General features: G+C 67.8%; 17 protein-coding genes and 3 pseudogenes. 13 read left to right on the top strand and 7 right to left on the bottom strand.

The genetic code is table 11. From position 1 onward, the window contains the following. Window positions 1-73 precede the first annotated feature (73 nt). The 6 genes from L6444_RS11660 to L6444_RS11685 all read left to right on the top strand — a co-directional run bounded on the left by L6444_RS11660 (window position 74) and on the right by L6444_RS11685 (window position 4108). Complete coding sequence (locus L6444_RS11660; RefSeq protein ID WP_236982772.1) at window positions 74-316, top strand: hypothetical protein; 243 nt, start codon at window positions 74-76, stop codon at window positions 314-316. Further along, entirely contained in the window at window positions 313-978 is a 666-nt protein-coding gene (locus L6444_RS11665) for a hypothetical protein (protein ID WP_236982774.1), read from the top strand. The genes L6444_RS11660 and L6444_RS11665 overlap by 4 nt, the downstream gene beginning before the upstream one ends. Next, a complete protein-coding gene (locus tag L6444_RS11670) occupies window positions 975-1769 on the top strand; it encodes a hypothetical protein (protein WP_236982776.1) in 795 nt (264 codons plus the stop codon). The genes L6444_RS11665 and L6444_RS11670 overlap by 4 nt, the downstream gene beginning before the upstream one ends. Continuing rightward, window positions 1766-2065 (top strand): hypothetical protein, encoded by a 300-nt coding sequence (locus L6444_RS11675; RefSeq protein ID WP_236982777.1) that lies wholly within the window; start codon window positions 1766-1768, stop codon window positions 2063-2065. The genes L6444_RS11670 and L6444_RS11675 overlap by 4 nt, the downstream gene beginning before the upstream one ends. Window positions 2066-2086: 21 nt before the next feature. Next, window positions 2087-2620 carry a M50 family metallopeptidase gene (locus L6444_RS11680; RefSeq protein WP_236982778.1) on the top strand — a complete coding sequence of 178 codons (534 nt, stop codon included), beginning with the start codon at window positions 2087-2089 and terminating at the stop codon, window positions 2618-2620. A 588-nt stretch (window positions 2621-3208) separates the two neighbouring features. Next, a complete protein-coding gene (locus L6444_RS11685) occupies window positions 3209-4108 on the top strand; it encodes an SDR family NAD(P)-dependent oxidoreductase (RefSeq protein ID WP_236982779.1) in 900 nt (299 codons plus the stop codon). A 13-nt stretch (window positions 4109-4121) separates the two neighbouring features. Here the strand turns inward: L6444_RS11685 and L6444_RS11690 are convergent, their stop codons facing one another. The 3 genes from L6444_RS11690 to L6444_RS11700 form a co-directional block, all read right to left on the bottom strand. Beyond that, window positions 4122-4757 carry an OsmC family protein gene (locus L6444_RS11690; protein ID WP_236982780.1) on the bottom strand — a complete coding sequence of 212 codons (636 nt, stop codon included), beginning with the start codon at window positions 4755-4757 and terminating at the stop codon, window positions 4122-4124. A gap of 61 nt (window positions 4758-4818) precedes the next feature. Continuing rightward, entirely contained in the window at window positions 4819-5601 is a 783-nt protein-coding gene (locus tag L6444_RS11695; RefSeq protein ID WP_236982781.1) for a glycine/sarcosine/betaine reductase selenoprotein B family protein, read from the bottom strand. A 112-nt stretch (window positions 5602-5713) separates the two neighbouring features. Beyond that, window positions 5714-6301 carry a TetR/AcrR family transcriptional regulator gene (locus L6444_RS11700; RefSeq protein WP_236982782.1) on the bottom strand — a complete coding sequence of 196 codons (588 nt, stop codon included), beginning with the start codon at window positions 6299-6301 and terminating at the stop codon, window positions 5714-5716. A gap of 281 nt (window positions 6302-6582) precedes the next feature. Here L6444_RS11700 and L6444_RS11705 point away from each other — a divergent pair, with 281 nt between their 5' ends. The 6 genes and pseudogenes from L6444_RS11705 (at window position 6583) to L6444_RS11730 (ending at window position 11773) form a co-directional block, all read left to right on the top strand. Continuing rightward, window positions 6583-6894: a DUF732 domain-containing protein gene (locus L6444_RS11705; protein ID WP_236982783.1), complete on the top strand. Its 312-nt coding sequence runs from the start codon at window positions 6583-6585 to the stop codon at window positions 6892-6894. Between the two features lie 99 nt (window positions 6895-6993). Then, window positions 6994-8499, top strand: coding sequence for a GMC family oxidoreductase (locus L6444_RS11710; protein WP_236982784.1), 1506 nt, complete (start codon window positions 6994-6996; stop codon window positions 8497-8499). A 121-nt stretch (window positions 8500-8620) separates the two neighbouring features. Next, window positions 8621-8809, top strand: coding sequence for a hypothetical protein (locus tag L6444_RS11715; protein WP_236982786.1), 189 nt, complete (start codon window positions 8621-8623; stop codon window positions 8807-8809). Window positions 8810-8852: 43 nt separating this feature from the next. Beyond that, on the top strand, window positions 8853-9596 hold the full coding sequence (locus L6444_RS11720) for an alpha/beta hydrolase (RefSeq protein WP_236982787.1): 744 nt from the start codon (window positions 8853-8855) through the stop codon (window positions 9594-9596). 10 nt (window positions 9597-9606) lie between these two features. Then, a pseudogene (locus L6444_RS11725) lies at window positions 9607-10732 on the top strand (epoxide hydrolase family protein). A gap of 110 nt (window positions 10733-10842) precedes the next feature. Next, window positions 10843-11773: pseudogene (locus L6444_RS11730) on the top strand (cation diffusion facilitator family transporter). On the opposite strand, the gene L6444_RS11735 reads toward L6444_RS11730, so the two are convergent. Further along, window positions 11770-12603, bottom strand: coding sequence for an oxygenase MpaB family protein (locus tag L6444_RS11735; protein WP_236982797.1), 834 nt, complete (start codon window positions 12601-12603; stop codon window positions 11770-11772). The pseudogene L6444_RS11730 and the gene L6444_RS11735 overlap by 4 nt on opposite strands. A gap of 63 nt (window positions 12604-12666) precedes the next feature. Here L6444_RS11735 and L6444_RS11740 point away from each other — a divergent pair, with 63 nt between their 5' ends. After that, complete coding sequence (locus L6444_RS11740; RefSeq protein ID WP_255731174.1) at window positions 12667-13587, top strand: cobalamin biosynthesis protein; 921 nt, start codon at window positions 12667-12669, stop codon at window positions 13585-13587. On the opposite strand, the pseudogene L6444_RS11745 reads toward L6444_RS11740, so the two are convergent. From L6444_RS11745 to L6444_RS11755, 3 genes and pseudogenes are all read right to left on the bottom strand, one after another. After that, a pseudogene (locus tag L6444_RS11745) lies at window positions 13584-14443 on the bottom strand (SURF1 family cytochrome oxidase biogenesis protein). The gene L6444_RS11740 and the pseudogene L6444_RS11745 overlap by 4 nt on opposite strands. Further along, the gene (locus L6444_RS11750; RefSeq protein WP_236982798.1) at window positions 14443-14940 is read right to left on the bottom strand and encodes a low molecular weight protein-tyrosine-phosphatase; all 498 of its coding nucleotides are present in this window, start codon (window positions 14938-14940) and stop codon (window positions 14443-14445) included. The pseudogene L6444_RS11745 and the gene L6444_RS11750 overlap by 1 nt, the downstream one beginning before the upstream one ends. Continuing rightward, complete coding sequence (locus L6444_RS11755) at window positions 14933-15577, bottom strand: HAD-IA family hydrolase (protein ID WP_236984020.1); 645 nt, start codon at window positions 15575-15577, stop codon at window positions 14933-14935. Before L6444_RS11755 ends, L6444_RS11750 begins: the two co-directional genes overlap by 8 nt. Between the last annotated feature and the right edge of the window lie 68 nt (window positions 15578-15645).

A 15645-nucleotide genomic window follows, 5' to 3' on the forward strand; every position in this document is an offset into this window, starting at 1 on the left:
CAGCAGTTTTCGCGACACGCCGACCGTCACAGCGTGGCAGCCCGGCTGCACGGTGCTGTGCTCTGATAGGTCCATGACCGCCGTTGTCCCGCATCCGCTGATTGATCCGGCTGCGCTCACCCCAAGCCAGTGGTCGGCTCGCCTGGCCGCGTACCTGAGCCGTGGCCGTGGCAACGATGACCCCGAGGTGGTCGCTTGCCGGCAGGCGCTCAGCTTCTGGCGTTGCCGTCGAGTGATCGACGCCGAGGCCGGCCAGATCGCACCCGACCACCTCGACGCGCTGACGGCTCGGCTGCGCGAGGCGGTGGCCGGATGATCCCCGGCGCGAAATACGGCACCCCGGCTTTCCTCGCCGCTCAGCTGCCGCAGCAGCGTCCGACCCCGACCCAAGAACAGGGCCGGGACCGGCGTCGCAAGCTGCTGCCGATCTATGCGTGGCCGGGCGACTGGTCGCTCACGGCCGAGGTCGCCGCCATCTGCGACCCGCTGGCCGAACGTGTCGCCGCCGCAACCAATCCGGCTGCCTATCTGCGCGCGGTCACCGAGCTGGCCGACGCGGTGCACCAGGCCGTGCATGTCGTGGTCGGGTTGATCGCGCAGGCCGATGCCGAGCGCCGGACACGGCACCTCGGGACCGACGAGCGCGGCCGGTCGATTCGTGCCGTGGTGGACCTCGCCGAGCGGCCCGCCGCGCCCGAGGTCGACAGCCTCGCGCTGGTCGAGGGCACCTGGCCGGCGACCCTGGTCGTGCTGGCCGAGCCGTACAGCGCCGCTCTGGCGCGGCTGTTGGGCGGTGCAGCAACGCCGACCGTCAGCGACCGGCTGCTCACCGCGCTGGTCGAGGTAGACGCCGCAGCGGGTGCGCTGAGCCGGCGGCTCGACCGCGAGCGGGTGTACCAGGCAAACCGTGCCGGCAATCGCACCCCGTCGCCCGCCGACCGTGCCCGCGCCGAACTTCACGAACTAGGAGTGCTATGACCGCCCCACCTGTGCAGACCTACGGCAGTTTGTTACCGGTGCCGTTCGCGGTGCCGCCGGTCAACCCCTCACCACAAGGGCTGTACGCCGCGACCACCTGGACCGAGGTCACTGGACCGTCGCGGCACCTGGCCGGCGTCGAAATCCGGCCGGCGGGCAACTACGGCGGCGACGACGCCTCGGGTGTGTGGGAAACCGACTGGTGCGGTGCGCCGCCGATGAACAACGCCGAGCGCAAGGAAGGCACCCGACCCGAGGGGTTGGACCCGTTCGCACCTGTGACCATCTGGGCATATGACGAGTGCGACCTGACCGCGCCGTCGCGTACCGAGGTCCAGCAGCGGGCAGCGCAGATTTTCCGGTTGCGGGAACAGGTCTCCGTGGAGCGCGAGTTTTCCAACCGGCTGTTGACTGACGCCGGCACACCCGAGCAGGTCGACAGCTTCACGGTGGCCGTGGGCTACCTGGAAGCCGAGTTCGCCCGCACCAACACCACCGGATACGTCCACGTCGGGGCGCAGTGGGCGGCGGTGGCGGCGGCGTCCCATCTCATCGGCAAGTCAGGCACCCGACTGGTCAGCCCGCTCGGGCACACGTTCGTCTTCGGCGGCGGCTACGTCGAGGGGTTGGAAGACACCCTGGTAGCGACCTCGCAGCCGTTCGGATGGCGGGACGAAACGGTGCTGCGCACGGCCATTGACGAGAGACACAACATCTTCGCCGCCATCGCTGAGCGCACCGTGCTGGTCGGATACGAGGCCGTGATCGGCGCGGCGACGGTGACGCCGTGAGCACCGCAACCCTTGCGCCCGACCGGCCCGATTCCTACGCCGGACCCCGCTGCCAGTCCTGCGGCGGGCCGTGCTGGCTGTGGAAGGGCAGCGTGCACGGTTACACCTGCTCAGCGTGCCTGACCGCCTACCTCGACGCTGGTGCGGCCCGAGGTGCCGAACGCGACCGCGCGGACCGCGCCCAAACGCTGCGCCGAGTGTTTGGCCACGACACCCCGGCTCACTCGGAAGATCGACGCCGGGACGGTGGTGGTCCCGCGTTATGTACCGCACCCCGTCCCGGCGTCGGTCACTGAATCGAAAGGACGACCAGCACAATGCCTTTGACCCTGGCCGACATCACCGCCGGCCAACGCGCGCATCTAGAAACGTGCATCCACGAGGCCGGCCATGCCGTCGCTGGCGTGGTGCTAGGTGCGGAGCTGCGCAACGCCGTCGTCGTGTCGAGCAAGGTCACTGGCACCGAAGGGCTGACCACATTCAGCGACCGCCCGCACGGGACCGATGCGCTGATAGCTCATGCGGGGCCGTGGGCGCAGGCGCGTTGGCTTGCCGGCCGGCGACCTACGCAGCGGGAGTTCTATGCCGTGTTGGACACCACCGGCCACAAGGACAGCCGAGTGCTGACCGCCAGCGGCGGCATGCATACCGGTGCCGATGTCGTGCCGCTGTTGACCTGGTGTTGGCCGGCGGTGGCGCGGACCGCGACGCAGCTTCACCGAACCGGCGAGGTGTACCAGGCCGACGTGCTCGCCGCGCTGGGCATCACTGACGGCGGCGGCATGACCTCCGTGCAGCTCGCCGCCATCCGGTCTCGCTGCCGCGAGGTGCCGCCCATTCGCGCCGCCTGATGCGAACACCCGTTCGGGAGCGACCCCCCGTTGTGCCGCAAGTGTGCCAAGACTCGCAGCCACGGCACCGCACGCGGTAGACAGAAGCGGCCCGTAACCGGCTGCCGGGCTGCGGGTTTCCGAGACTGGTCGATACTGCGCGATACGCCGTAGACAACCGGGATCGGATTTACACACCAGCGGTCGGCGGTTCGATACCGTCCGCGCCCACCATCCAAAGCCGATCAGATACCGGTTTTGAGGTCAGGCTTCAGCATCGGTCGCCCGTGACCGACCCGGCAGGTGTCTACTCGCCGAATCCAGCGCGTCGTCGGATACGTGGAGCGTAGAGCGCGCACACGTCGCCACGTGGCAGACAGAGGTGCATAGTGCATCATCCACGGGCCGATATTGAGCAGTGTTGCCATTGGTGTGAGGTGCCCGCCGACGAGACCATGGTCAGCAGTCGGTTCGCTTCCGAGGAACCCGCCATCACCACACTGCCGGTTGCGCTCAGATCGCCGGGGCCGGTTTCTCAGGCACCCCGCGCCGATCGGGGGCCAGATGAACGGAGCGTCCGCCTCGTTTGAAAGGTCATAGGAGTACCCCATGAGCAAGTGGACGGCCGCCGACATACCCGACCAGACAGGTCGCACCGCCGTCGTCACCGGCGCCAACACCGGAGTGGGCTACCAGACGGCCGCGGCGCTCGCGGCGAAGGGCGCACATGTCGTGCTAGCCGTCCGCAATCTCGAAAAAGGAAGGGCTGCCGCAGACCTGATCGCCAGGGCTCACCCCGGTGCGATCGTGGCTATCCAAGTGCTTGACCTGGCCTCGTTGGACTCCATCCGCACAGCGGCCGACGAGTTGAAGTCCAAGCACGACTCCATCGACTTGCTGATCAACAATGCAGGCGTGATGACGCGAACGAAGTCGACGACCAAGGACGGCTTCGAATTGCAGTTCGGCACCAATCATTTGGGCCACTTCGCGTTGACCGGCTTGCTGGTAGAGCGGGTGCTCAGGGCCCCAGGCTCGCGGATCGTCACCGTCAGCAGCCCGGGTCATCGCTTCCCCCGCAGCGGCATCCGCTTCAACGACCTGCAGTGGGAACGTGACTACAAACCCCTTGACGCATACGGCCAGTCCAAGCTCGCCAATCTGATGTTCACCTACGAGTTACAGCGACGCCTGCAGGGCACGAACACCATCGCCGTTGCCGCCCATCCCGGAGGTTCCAAAACCGAGATTGTGCGCAACTCGCCGCCCCTGGTGCGCTTCATGGGGCCGCTCTTCCAGAGCGCCGAGATGGGTGCCCTGCCGACGTTGCGCGCGGCGACCGATCCAAGCGTGCTGGGCGGGCAGTACTACGGCCCCGGTGGCTTCGCCGAACAGCGCGGCTATCCCAAGGTGGTGGCCTCGAGCGCGACGTCACACGACGTCGCGGCCCAACGTCGGTTGTGGGCGATATCCGAAGAGCTGACGGGAGTTGTTTTCCCGTTGGGTTGAGCGGCGATGCCCGCTAGCTTGACGCGGTGGGGAAGGCGTGTTTCATGTCGCCGCCTTCGGCCGCCACGTCGGGATCCACCACATCACCCTTGACGGCGAGCAGCGTCTGGATCGTGACGGGCTCTGCGAGCGCGGCCTCGGCCAGGCACATCCCCTTGGCTTCCTGGATGAGTTGACGCAGCCGTTCCTGCGGCTCGTCGGAGTCGATATCGACCAGGTAGCGCAGACCGAGGCAGACTCCGCGCTGACCTGTGTCGCCCTTGACGTAGCCGAAGGACAGTTCGCTTTCGACTTCGATGTTGCGCACGTCGAGGTCGCGGTCGTTGGCCAGTGTCGTCAGATGACTGGCCAGGCAGAACGCCGCTCCGGCGGCGAAATACACCAGCGGTGCCGGTGCGCTGTCGGCGCCAGGCGGAAGGCCGGTGCCTTCGTCGGCCCACAGTTGGTAGGCGCCATAGCCTTTGACCCCCGGTTTGACGTCTGCATGCTTGCGCAATCCCTCGTCGGTTTTCAACGAGACTTTGACCGGGAAGTGGAAGACCGGCTTTTTGTTGTTTCCCAAGTGATTTGGGGCACCGGCGAGCCTGGGCAGGTTCACCTCGGGCTCTTCGAGCCTGCTCACCAGTGGTGGTGCGACGTCGGCGGTCATTGTTCGTTCCCTTCTAATCGGTGGAATTCGTCAGACAGCGGCCCTGGCGTCCGCGGCCGGGCTAGCAGTTGCATCTGATGGTGAACTCCTTTTCCTGTCCGGCAAGGGATTCGGAGTCACTGTGCAGGCGAATGTTCTGCCTGACGTCGGCGATGTTGGCGCGATACGCCGCCTGGACGGTTTCGATCCAGTCCCGGCCGCCGTCGGCCTGATAGGGCAGATCGACGGTGTGGAGCTGGGGTGTGGTGGTGTCCAGTGGACAGCTCAGGGCGGCGCGCAGCGTGGCCCGCTGGTGTTCGGGGTCTCCGACGCGTCCGCACGGTGAACCGATGGGGTAGTCGACCAGCGCAGTGCGCGGCGGTCGGTAGGCCTCGGAGATGTCACGCAGGGTGGACAGCATCAGGGTGGGCAGTCCACCGGCCTCCAACGCCCGTGCCAGCACTGCGGTGGCCTGGTGGCATTGCGGGCAGAACGGTACGACGAGAACGAGATCGACGTTCTGGCGGCGGAATTCGTCGTGGATGCGCGGCGCGGTTTCGGTGGCCAGCTGCTTCCATTTGGTGATCGAGCCCAGAATGCTGACCGCATCCGGCGCCAGCGCACCAATGGTGCCCTCGGCCTCGAGTTCGGCCATGCGGTCGCGCGGAAAGGCCACGTTGAGGTCCTCGTCGGCCCAGAAGCGTGCCGGGGTGGCGTGATCGAACACGATCTGGTCATTGGGCACGGTGCGGGGGATGAGGCGGTAGGACAGGTCATTGGTGCGCTGCAGTGGTTCCTGTCCCGGCGCGTGTGCGCCGAGACTGACCAGCAGCCCCACGGTCAGTTCCGGCACGGGTTTGTGCACCGGCACCATTGTCGGTGCATCGAAGTGGGGCAGTTCGGCTGACCGGCGCGGTGCATCGGACCCTGCACCGGCGTCGCGATAGAGCAGGGGTGCAAGGGCACGCTGGTGATCGCTATACAGATACGACATGGTGAACCTCCGAAGGTGATTGGGTGGCCAGTCCGCGCAGGACGAGTTCGACAAGCTCGTCGGCGTTGACTCGATGACCCGTTTTGTGGCCGATCGCGACCGCCGCGAAAAGTGCGTCCGCAGCTGCCCCTATCAGCTCCGGCCGGAGTTCGCCGGCCTTGGCTCGAGAAGTCAGGTAGGACGCCAACACGTCCTTCCCGGTTGCGACGAAGTCGCGCAATGCCGCATCGGCATGGCTGGCCGAGAAGAACACCGACACCAAATCGGCGTTGGCGGAAAGGGTTTCGTCGAATGCCCGAATCAGGGGCGGCAACACCGTAGTCGCCGGTTGATCGGCGTGCTCGATGAGCAACTCGCGTAACTGCGGAAGGAAACCGCGCTCCTCGAGCACGGCCGCCACCAAGACTTCTTTGCTGTCGAAATAGTGGTAGAGCAGCCCCGGCGCCACACCCGCGGCCTGGGCGATGTCTTTGATCGACGTCCCGTCAACGCCCTTGCGGGCAAACACATTCAACGCCGCCTCGATGAGCTGCTCGCGACGTCGCTGGGCCTGCTCCTGTCGTGTGGTCATGCCAGCAGCCTATATTTGATTGAACGTTTAGTCAATGAATGGGTTTCGCTGCGGAACTCCTCGCGGCCGGGCAGCTGCTTCGACACGATCTGGGCCTTGGCGCGCGGACGGGACCTTTCGCGGCCCGGTCCGCTCAATTAGTCTGCACAAACGCACTGGTGCCAGCAGAAAGGCGCATCATGACGCGTAAGAACCGTGCGACTCGGGCTCGTACGACTGCCGGGAAAGGGACCCCGACGTCCTTACTCCGCCGGCTGATTCTCCTTGGCGGCATCCCCCTGTTGGCCGGAACTGCTCTGCTGGGCAGCGCCGGGACCGCAGGCGCCACGCCCGCCGACGACGCCTATCTGGCCCAACTGCGCGCCGCCGGCCTCACCTGGCCACCCAACGCGGACGAGGCACTGATCGGGGAGGCGCACCTGATCTGCTACGACCTCACCTGGGGCTGGGAGCCTCAACAGATTGCCGATGACATCCATGCGCACATGAATGCCCGCGGCGTGACGTTGTTGGACGTCGGAACCATGGTCAACGCCGCCCATTCCATCTACTGCCCGGGCAACGTCTGCGACGCACCCAGCCTCTGCACCTGACTGACGCTTTTCCGCGCGGGCGCGACGGGCTGCGATTTGCCGCGGGGGATTTCGCGGTGGGGTTAGGCTCGCGGCCTGACCACGAGGTGAGGGACGGCGATGACTACTTACGACTTCATCGTGATCGGGGCCGGCTCAGCCGGATGCGCGGTTGCCGGCCGACTGGCCGATGAGTCGTCGGCCAAGGTGCTGCTGATCGAAGCCGGCGGTTCGGATCGGCGGCTGACAGTCCGTGCGCCGCTGGCCTTTCCGCGTCAGCTCGGGACTTCACTGGACTGGGCCTACGAGAGCGAACCGGAAGCAGGTTGTGCAGGCCGGCCGATCCCGCAGCCGCGTGGCCGGGTGCTCGGCGGCACCAGCGCGATGAACGCGATGGTGTGGGTCAAGGGCAGCAACCTCGACTACGACGGCTGGGGGTTGTCCGGCTGGACCTGGAACGACGTGGAACCGGTGTTCAAGCGCATCGAGGACGGACCCATGCGGGTCACCCGGGTGGCCGAGCCCGACGAGCTGTCGATGCGCTTCGTCGAGGCGGCACGCGCCGCCGGCGTCGCCGCCGTCGACGACGTCAGCGGCCCCGGACTCGACGGCGCGGCGATCACCCCGGTCACCATCTACCGGGGCCAGCGCTGGACCACCGCGCGCGCCTACCTGCGCAACCAGCGTAACCTGACCGTCGTCACCCGGGCCGACGTCGGCCGCGTGCTCATCCGGGGCGGCCGCGCGGTCGGCGTCGAATACCGCCGCCGCGGTCGCGCCCAGCAGGCGTTCGCCGCGCGCGAGGTGGTGCTGAGCGCCGGAGCGTTCGGCACACCGCAACTGCTGCAGCTCTCCGGCATCGGGCCCGCCGACCGGCTGCGCAGCCTCGGAGTCGCACCCGTTGCCGACAGCCCGAACGTCGGACAGGGCCTGACCGATCACCCCAATGCGTTCGCAATCTGGTCGCTGGCCCCCGGCCATGTCGGGCTGGCCGACGCCGCGAATCCAAAGTGGTTGCTGCAGTGGCTGTTACATCGGCGCGGCAAGCTCACCAGCAACGGATGCGAAGCGGTGGCGCATATCCGCTCCCAGCCCGACCTGCCGGCCTGCGACTTCCAATTGGTGTTCAGCCCCGCCGATGCCCTGGCCGATCCGCAGTCCAAGAAGCTGGTTCCCACCGTCACGATGCTGCATTCGTACTGGACACCCAAGAGCCGCGGCAGCGTCTCGATCCGCTCGTCCGATCCTTTGGCGCCACCGGTGATCCGGCTGAATCTGCTCTCCGAGCGCGAGGACGTCGACGCGCTGACCCGGGCGGTGCAGCGGTCCCGGGAGATCATCGGCACCGAGCCCATCGCGTCCGCCGTCGGCGCCGAGCGGCTACCGGGGCCCGGCATGGATATCGAGGAGTCGGTCAGGCAGACGGCGATCACCACGGCACATCCGGCGTGCAGCGTCGCGATGGGCAGTGCGTCCGACAGCGCGCTGGACGAACAGTTGCGGGTGCGGGGCGTGGCGGGATTGCGGGTCGCCGACGCCTCGGCACTGCCCAGGATCCCGCGGGCCAACACCAACGCGCCGTCGATCATGATCGGCGAACGCTGCGCGGACTTCCTGCTCGGCTGAGCCGCGAGTGGCGCCGAGCGTGTGGCCTACGCACTGATCGGCAGCGCTTTTCAGCCATAGTCCCGCGCTCGGCGAGCCGGTCTCGTGGACGAGTCCGAGCGGGTATGGCACGCTCGTTGGCGTGAGCGACCTACCTGGCTCTTTCAGCAGCAGCGCACGTCAGACGTCGGGGCCGCCGGTGCGGCCGCTGTCGTCGGACCAGCAACCGGCGACCAAAGCCGACCTGTATGCGGCGGTGGACGCGATGCGCGCCGACATGCGCCAACTGCTCGAGCAGATCAGCACTCTGATCAAGGACGCTCAGAAGTAGCGCGGATGCCCGACATCGAGCATGTCGTCCTGATCCACGGGACGTGGGGCCGCGGCGACATGTGGGGTCCGGCGCGGGTGCCTTCGAGGAGCGCGGTTACACCGTGCACACGCCGACGCTGCGCCATCATGAACTGCCTCCGCAAGAGGGCGCGACGAAGATCGCGTCGCTGAGCATGCGCGACTACACCGACGATCTCGCCGCGCTGGTCGACTCGCTGGACTCGCCTCCACTCCTGGTGGGATTGTCGCTGGACGGCTTGCTGGCGCAATTGGTGGCCGCACGGACGCGTCATGCCGGCGTCGTCGCCGCCTGCCCCTCACCGGCCGCCGGTATCGTCGCTGCCACTCCGCCGACCGTGCGCAGCTTCGGCGGCCTCTTCGGCAGACACTTTCTGCACCCCAGGCCCTGGGCAAAGCCGCTGAATCCTCCGACATGGCAACGGTTTCGGCGGTGGGTCGCCAATGCGCAGACCGAGGCGGGCGCCCGCGAGATGTACGGCGAATTCGTCTACGAGTCGGGGCGAGCCTACTGCGAGATGGTCTTCCCGTTCCTGGACCGGGGCAAGGCCACCACGGTCGACTTCGCCGCAGTCACCACACCGGTCCTGCTGATCCGAGGCGAATGCGACCGAGTCGTGCCGCCACAGATCGCTCCGATCACCGCGGGTCGGTATGCAAAGGGGACCTTCGTGGAGATTCCCCGCGCCGATCACCTCGTCTTCGACGGCGCGGCGCTGCCGGTCACCATGGCCCGTATTGACGACTGGCTGGCCGCCCAGAAGTAGGGTCGGACGGGTGAAACCGTTCCGCATCGACGTCCCCGACACCGTTCTCGACGATCTGCAATCCCGACTGGCCCGCACCCGCTGGCCGGAAGCCGAATGCGTGGACGACTGGAGTCAGGGCATCCCGCTGCGCTACACCCGCGACCTCGCCGCCTACTGGGCCAACGACTACGACTGGCGCACAAGGGAATCCGCGCTGAACCGGTTCGACCACTTCGTCGACCAATTCGACGGCCTGGACATCCACTTCATCCATCAGCGATCCCCGCACCAGGACGCCTTCCCACTGGTGATCACCCACGGCTGGCCCGGCTCGATCGTGGAGTTCCACAAAGTCATCGAACCGCTGACCAACCCCACCGCCCACGGCGGCCGCGCCGAGGACGCCTTTCACGTGGTGTGCCCGTCGCTACCCGGTTACGGATTTTCCGGAAAGCCCGGCCGCACCGGGTGGGGCGTGCCGAAGATCGCGCTGGTGTGGGAAGAGCTGATGGGCCGACTGGGCTATGACCGCTACGGCGCGCAGGGTGGCGACTGGGGTGCGGCCGTCACCACCCAGATCGGACGCAACGGTGGCAATTGCGCGGCGATCCACCTGAACATGCCGCTGGGCATGCCGACCCGCGAGACGCTGGCCAGCCCCACCCCGGAGGACCAGGCGGCGCTGGCCGCGTTGGCTGAGCATCGCAAAAAGCGGCACCGGCTACTCCAAGCAGCAGTCGACGCGACCGCAGACGCTCGGCTACGGCCTGGTCGATTCTCCGGTGGGGCAGCTGGCCTGGATCGTGGAGAAGTTCTGGGCATGGATGGACTGCGACGGCCACCCGGAGAACGTTTTGACGCGAGACGAGTTGCTGGACAACGTGATGGTGTACTGGGTGACCGAGACCGCGGCGTCCTCGGCGCGGCTGTACTGGGAGAGCTTCAAAGTGTGGGGCGACACCAGCCGCGTCGAATTGCCCACCGGCGTTGCGTCTTTCCCGAAAGAGGTGCTGCCCGCGCCGCGGTCCTGGTGCGAGCCGAACTACCACATCACGCACTGGACCACGATGCCGCGCGGCGGGCACTTCGCCGCCCTCGAGCAGCCCGAGCTGTTCGTCGAGGACGTGCGCAAGTTCTTCGCCACCGTGCGCTGAGAACGCTGCGTCGAGCGTGAACGGCACGACGCGACACGCCGCGTCGGCATCGTGGATTTCACGGTCGGTGCCAGGTAGTTGGGGGCCGTGGAGCGTGGCACGCTTAGCCCATGCATCAGATCACCGGGACCCGGGATCCCGCCACCAGCTTTCCCCCTGGACAACGCCGTCGACGACGTGGCGGAGCGCCGCGGCGCCAACCGTGCCGTTGCGCTCAGTGCAGTCGGCTTGGCCGTGACAGGCCTCATCGAGCTGGCGATCGCTGCGATCTCCGGCTCGGTGGCTCTGCTGGGAGACGCGCTGCACAACCTGTCCGACGTATTGACCAGCGTGGTGGTGTTCGTCGGATTCCGGGCGTCGCGACGACTGCCCTCCGAACGTCACCCGTACGGATTCGAACGCGCCGAGGACCTCGCGGGCATAGGTGTCGCGCTGGTTATCTGGGCCAGCGCCACAGTGGCCGGAATGCAGAGCGTGGAAAAGCTGTTGCGGCACGGCGAAACTCGCAATGTCGGATGGGGCATCGCCGCGGCATTGGTGGCCATCGCCGGAAACCAGTGGGTGGCCCGCTACAAATTGGTGGTCGGCCGCCGCATCCAGTCGGCGACGCTGATCGCCGATGCCCGGCACTCCTGGCTGGACGCGCTGTCCTCGGCGGGCGCCCTGGTGGGGCTGTGTGGGGTGGCCGCGGGCTGGGGCTGGGCCGACGGTGTGGCCGGCATCGCGGTCACCGGGTTCATCTGCCACGTCGGCTGGGAGGTCAGTTCGGAGATCGGCCACCGGCTACTCGACGGGGTGGACCCGCAGGTCATCACCACCGCCGAACAGGTCGCCGCGGAAACCGAGGGCGTGCGCCACGCGCACGCGCGGGCCCGGTGGACCGGTCGTACCCTGCGGGTCGAAGTCGAAGGCTGGGTCGACCCCAACCTCACCGTCGTCGATGCCGACCGCATCGGCCGGCGGGTCGCCGACGAACTCGCCCCCCGGCTGCCCGAGATGCGCAGCTTCAGCTGGGCCGCGCGCGGGGTGCAGCCGGCCTAGACGATTCGCCAGCCGCGCCGAGCGCGAAACCTCATGTCCCACAAGTAGATCTGATACAGAAATACCCAGAAGCCGTTCGGGATCAGCCGGTCGGCCAGCCGCAGCGCCGTCAAGAGCAGCTCGAACCGGCGCTGCTGGGTCTCCGACCAGTCGAAGTTCATCATGGCCCGGAACTCCGGGGCCAAGAACCCCGCCGTCGCAAACAGATTGAAGCGCCCGGCCGACGCGTGCACCGGCCACGGCAGGAACGCCATCGAGGCCACCCCGCGCAGATGCTCGCGCACCGGCGGATCGATGTGCAGCTCGTCCAGGGACCGCTTCCAGTACTCGTCGAAGGCGATCCGGTCCGGTGGCCACATGCGGTCGGGCACCTGCAGTGTGGTGCCCAGCTTCTTGGCGTCCTGGTAGACGGCGTCGGCGCTGGCGTCGTCGAGCGGGCCGTGCAGGTATTCGTGTTGTTCGACGAAGTAGCGGTACAGGCAGGCCGCCACCCACAGCTGCAATTTCGGGTCGAAAGCGTTGTAGGACACCGGGCTTGACGCGGTGGACCGCACCTGGCGGTGCGCCGTGTCGACGGCACCGCGGATGAGTTTGCGGTCGGACTCGGTCCCGACGGTCGCCACCGCCAGGTACGTGCCCGTGGTGCGGGCCCGCTTGAACGGGTGCTTGTAGACGTTGCCGCTGTCCACAGGACTCTCCAGCACGCCATACCCGACGCCCGGCAGGGACAGTTGCATGATGACATTGGCCGCCGGCATCAGCATCGCTGCCGGGTTCAACAGGTCGGCGACCCTGGTCGCGGGCCGCCTCCTTGCGGATCCTTTCCCCATCAACCGAGTAGATCACGGATGGGCCGGTCAGTGAATACGCCTCCGATATGAGACGCTGCCGAAGTGTTGTCGGTACGGCAGTCCCGGATGGCCGGTCTTGCGGCGGGCTACCTCGCCGATCTGGTGTTCGCCGATCCACGACGCGGCCACCCGGTGGCGCTGTTCGGTACGGCTGCCGCGGCACTGGAACGGTTCACCTACCGCGACGCCCGGATGGCCGGCGCGCTGCACGTGAGTCTGCTGGTCGGCGCGGCGGGCGTGCTGGGTGCGGTGCTGCAGCGCGCGGTCGGCCGGGTGTTGGCCATCGCGATCGCCACCTGGGTGGCCCTGGGCGGAACGACGCTGGCGCGCACCGGGTCTCGGATGGCCGATCTACTGGATGCCGGCGATGTCGAGGCCGCCCGACGGCTGCTGCCGTCGGTGTGCGGGCGGGATCCGGCGGTGCTGGACGAGATCGGGCTGAACCGCGCGACGCTGGAGTCGGTGGCCGAGAACACCTCGGATGCCCAGGTGGCGCCACTGCTGTGGGCGGCGGTCGGCGGTGCGCCCGCGGTACTGGCCTATCGGGCGGTGAACACCCTGGACGCGATGGTCGGCTACCGCTCGCCGCGCTACCTGCGATTCGGTTGGGCCGCAGCACGATTGGACGATCTGGTGAACTTCGTGGCGGCGCGGTTCGCGGCGGTGCTAGTGGTCGGGTGCGCGCCGCTGGTCGGCGGTTCGCCGCTGGGCGCGATCAGGGCCTGGCGCCGCGACGCCGTCCGGCATCCGAGTCCCAACGCCGGTGTCGTCGAGGCGGCATTCGCCGGTGCCCTGGGCCTCAGCCTGGGCGGCCCGACCCAATACCGGCACGAGCTGCAGATCCGGCCGACCCTGGGTGACGGACGGCAGCCCACCGTCGACGACCTGCGTCGCGCCGTGACGCTGTCGCGGGCCGTACAGGCTGCCGCCGTATTAGTGCTGGCGGGGGCGCTGCGGCCCTAACGCCGGCGACCGTACCGGTCGGCCAACTTGTCCTCGACAGTCTTCGCCGCCGGCGCCGACGCGCGCCCCTGGTCACCAGGTGCGGTAGCCGATCGTTGTTGCTTCTCCTGGCGCCGCGCCCGCAATTCGGCGTAGACGAAATACCCCAGCGCGCTGGGCGCCACCACGCCGAACAGAATCCACTGGATCCCGTAGGACAGGAACGGCCCGGCATCCAGATGCGGCAGCCCGATCACCCCCAGGCCACCGGGCTGGTCCTCCACCAGCACTGCAGATACGAACCCGCCAGCGGCACCTTGGTCAACGCCGAAACCTGTTCGGTGCTGACCGAATACACCTGCTGATAACCGTCACGGGTGAACGGGTCCTTGCCCGCCACGGTCGGCTCCGAGTCGCGCAGCCGCGCGGTGATGGTGACGGTCTGGCTCGGCGGCGGGGGGATCTGCGGAACGTGCGAACCGGGTTCGGGCCGGACGTATCCGCGGTCGACGAGCACGATCGGCCCGTCGTCCACGGCGAACGGTGCCAGCACCTCGAAGGCCTGGTCGCCCTCCACCACCCGCAGCCGGGCCAACACTTGCACGTTGGGAAGGTAGTGTCCGGTGGCCGTCACCCGGCGCCACTGGGCATCCGGTGCCGACGAATTTTGCTGTGGCAAAAGGGTTTTCAGTGACACCGGGGCGGTGTTCAAGGAGTCGGTGATCTGCTGATTCTCCCGCGACGTCCTGGTGTTCTTGCCCAGCTGCCACGGGGCGAGCACGGTGAAGCACAAGTAGGTGAACGCGATGCACACCAGCCACAGCGCGATCCATCCGGGCCGCAACAGAAATGCCAGACTCGGGGTCCTGCGCGCCATCAACCCGAACCGTTCCGCGCGAGCTGCTCGTCGACCCAGTCGTGCAGACCGGGCAGCGCCGCCTCGATGACCACGAACGTCTCCACGAAGTCGGAATGATCGCCGTAGTAGGGATCCTCCACGTCGGGGACGAAGGCACCAGATCGGGGATCGAACGAACGCAGCATCCGCAGCCGGCTGTCGTCGACCCCGAGCTCGCGCAGCATCCGGGCATGGTTGCGCCCCAGCGCCACCACCAGATCCGCGGCCAGGTGGTCGTCGTTGAGCTGGGCGGCGCGATGCTCGGTGGGGTAACCGTGGTCGCGCAGCACCCGTTTGGCGCGGCGGTCGGCTCCCTCCCCGGCGTGCCAGTTGCCGGTGCCGGCGCTGGTGACCCGCACCACGTCGCCCAGGCCGCGTTCCCGGATCTGATGGGCGAACATCTTCTCGGCCATCGGCGAGCGACAGATGTTTCCCGAGCAGACGAAGGTCACGTGCAACGATTTCGGCTCAGACACCCAACGCCCTCCGCAGCTCGTCGACCGTCGTGACATGCCGCACCCCGGCACCGTCGACCGGGTCGGGAAAGTCGGCGCGCCCGTAGCCCCAGCCGACCACCACCGTGTCGATGCCGTGCGCGGCCGCGCCGTCCACGTCGTGGCTGCGGTCACCGACCATCAACACCCGCTCGGGCAGCGGTTCCAGCTGGGCCAGCGCATGGCCGAGCACCTCGGTCTTGGACCGGCGCGAGCCGTCCGGGCAAGCGCCGGCGATGACCTCGAAGTGCTGGTCCAACCCGAAATGGGCCAGGATGCGGCGGGCGGTCGGCTCCAGCTTGGAGGTCGCCACCGCCAGCCGCACACCGGCCGCCTGGAGATCGGCCAGCAGCGGTGCGATGCCGTCGAACAGGCTGTTCATCGCCCAACCGCGGCTGCCGTACTCGGCCCGAAATGCGGCGAACGCCTCCTCGGCCCGCCCGTTGAGCTCCATGCCGCGAAACGTCTCGTCCATCGGCGGGCCGACGATCATGGCGACCAGGTCGCCGTCGGGGATCGGGGCGCCGACGTGGGTGAGCGCATGCCGGAAACAGGCCACGATGCCGACCGCCGAATCCGTCAGAGTGCCGTCGAGGTCGAAGATCACCAACTGCGGCATCTCGTCCGCGATAGAGCCCGTCACGCTCCCATTGTCGTCGATGCAGGCCCACGCCTGCGCCGTGGTAC

It is taken from the genome of Mycobacterium kiyosense (genome assembly GCA_021654635.1).
GTDB lineage: Bacteria > Actinomycetota > Actinomycetes > Mycobacteriales > Mycobacteriaceae > Mycobacterium > Mycobacterium kiyosense.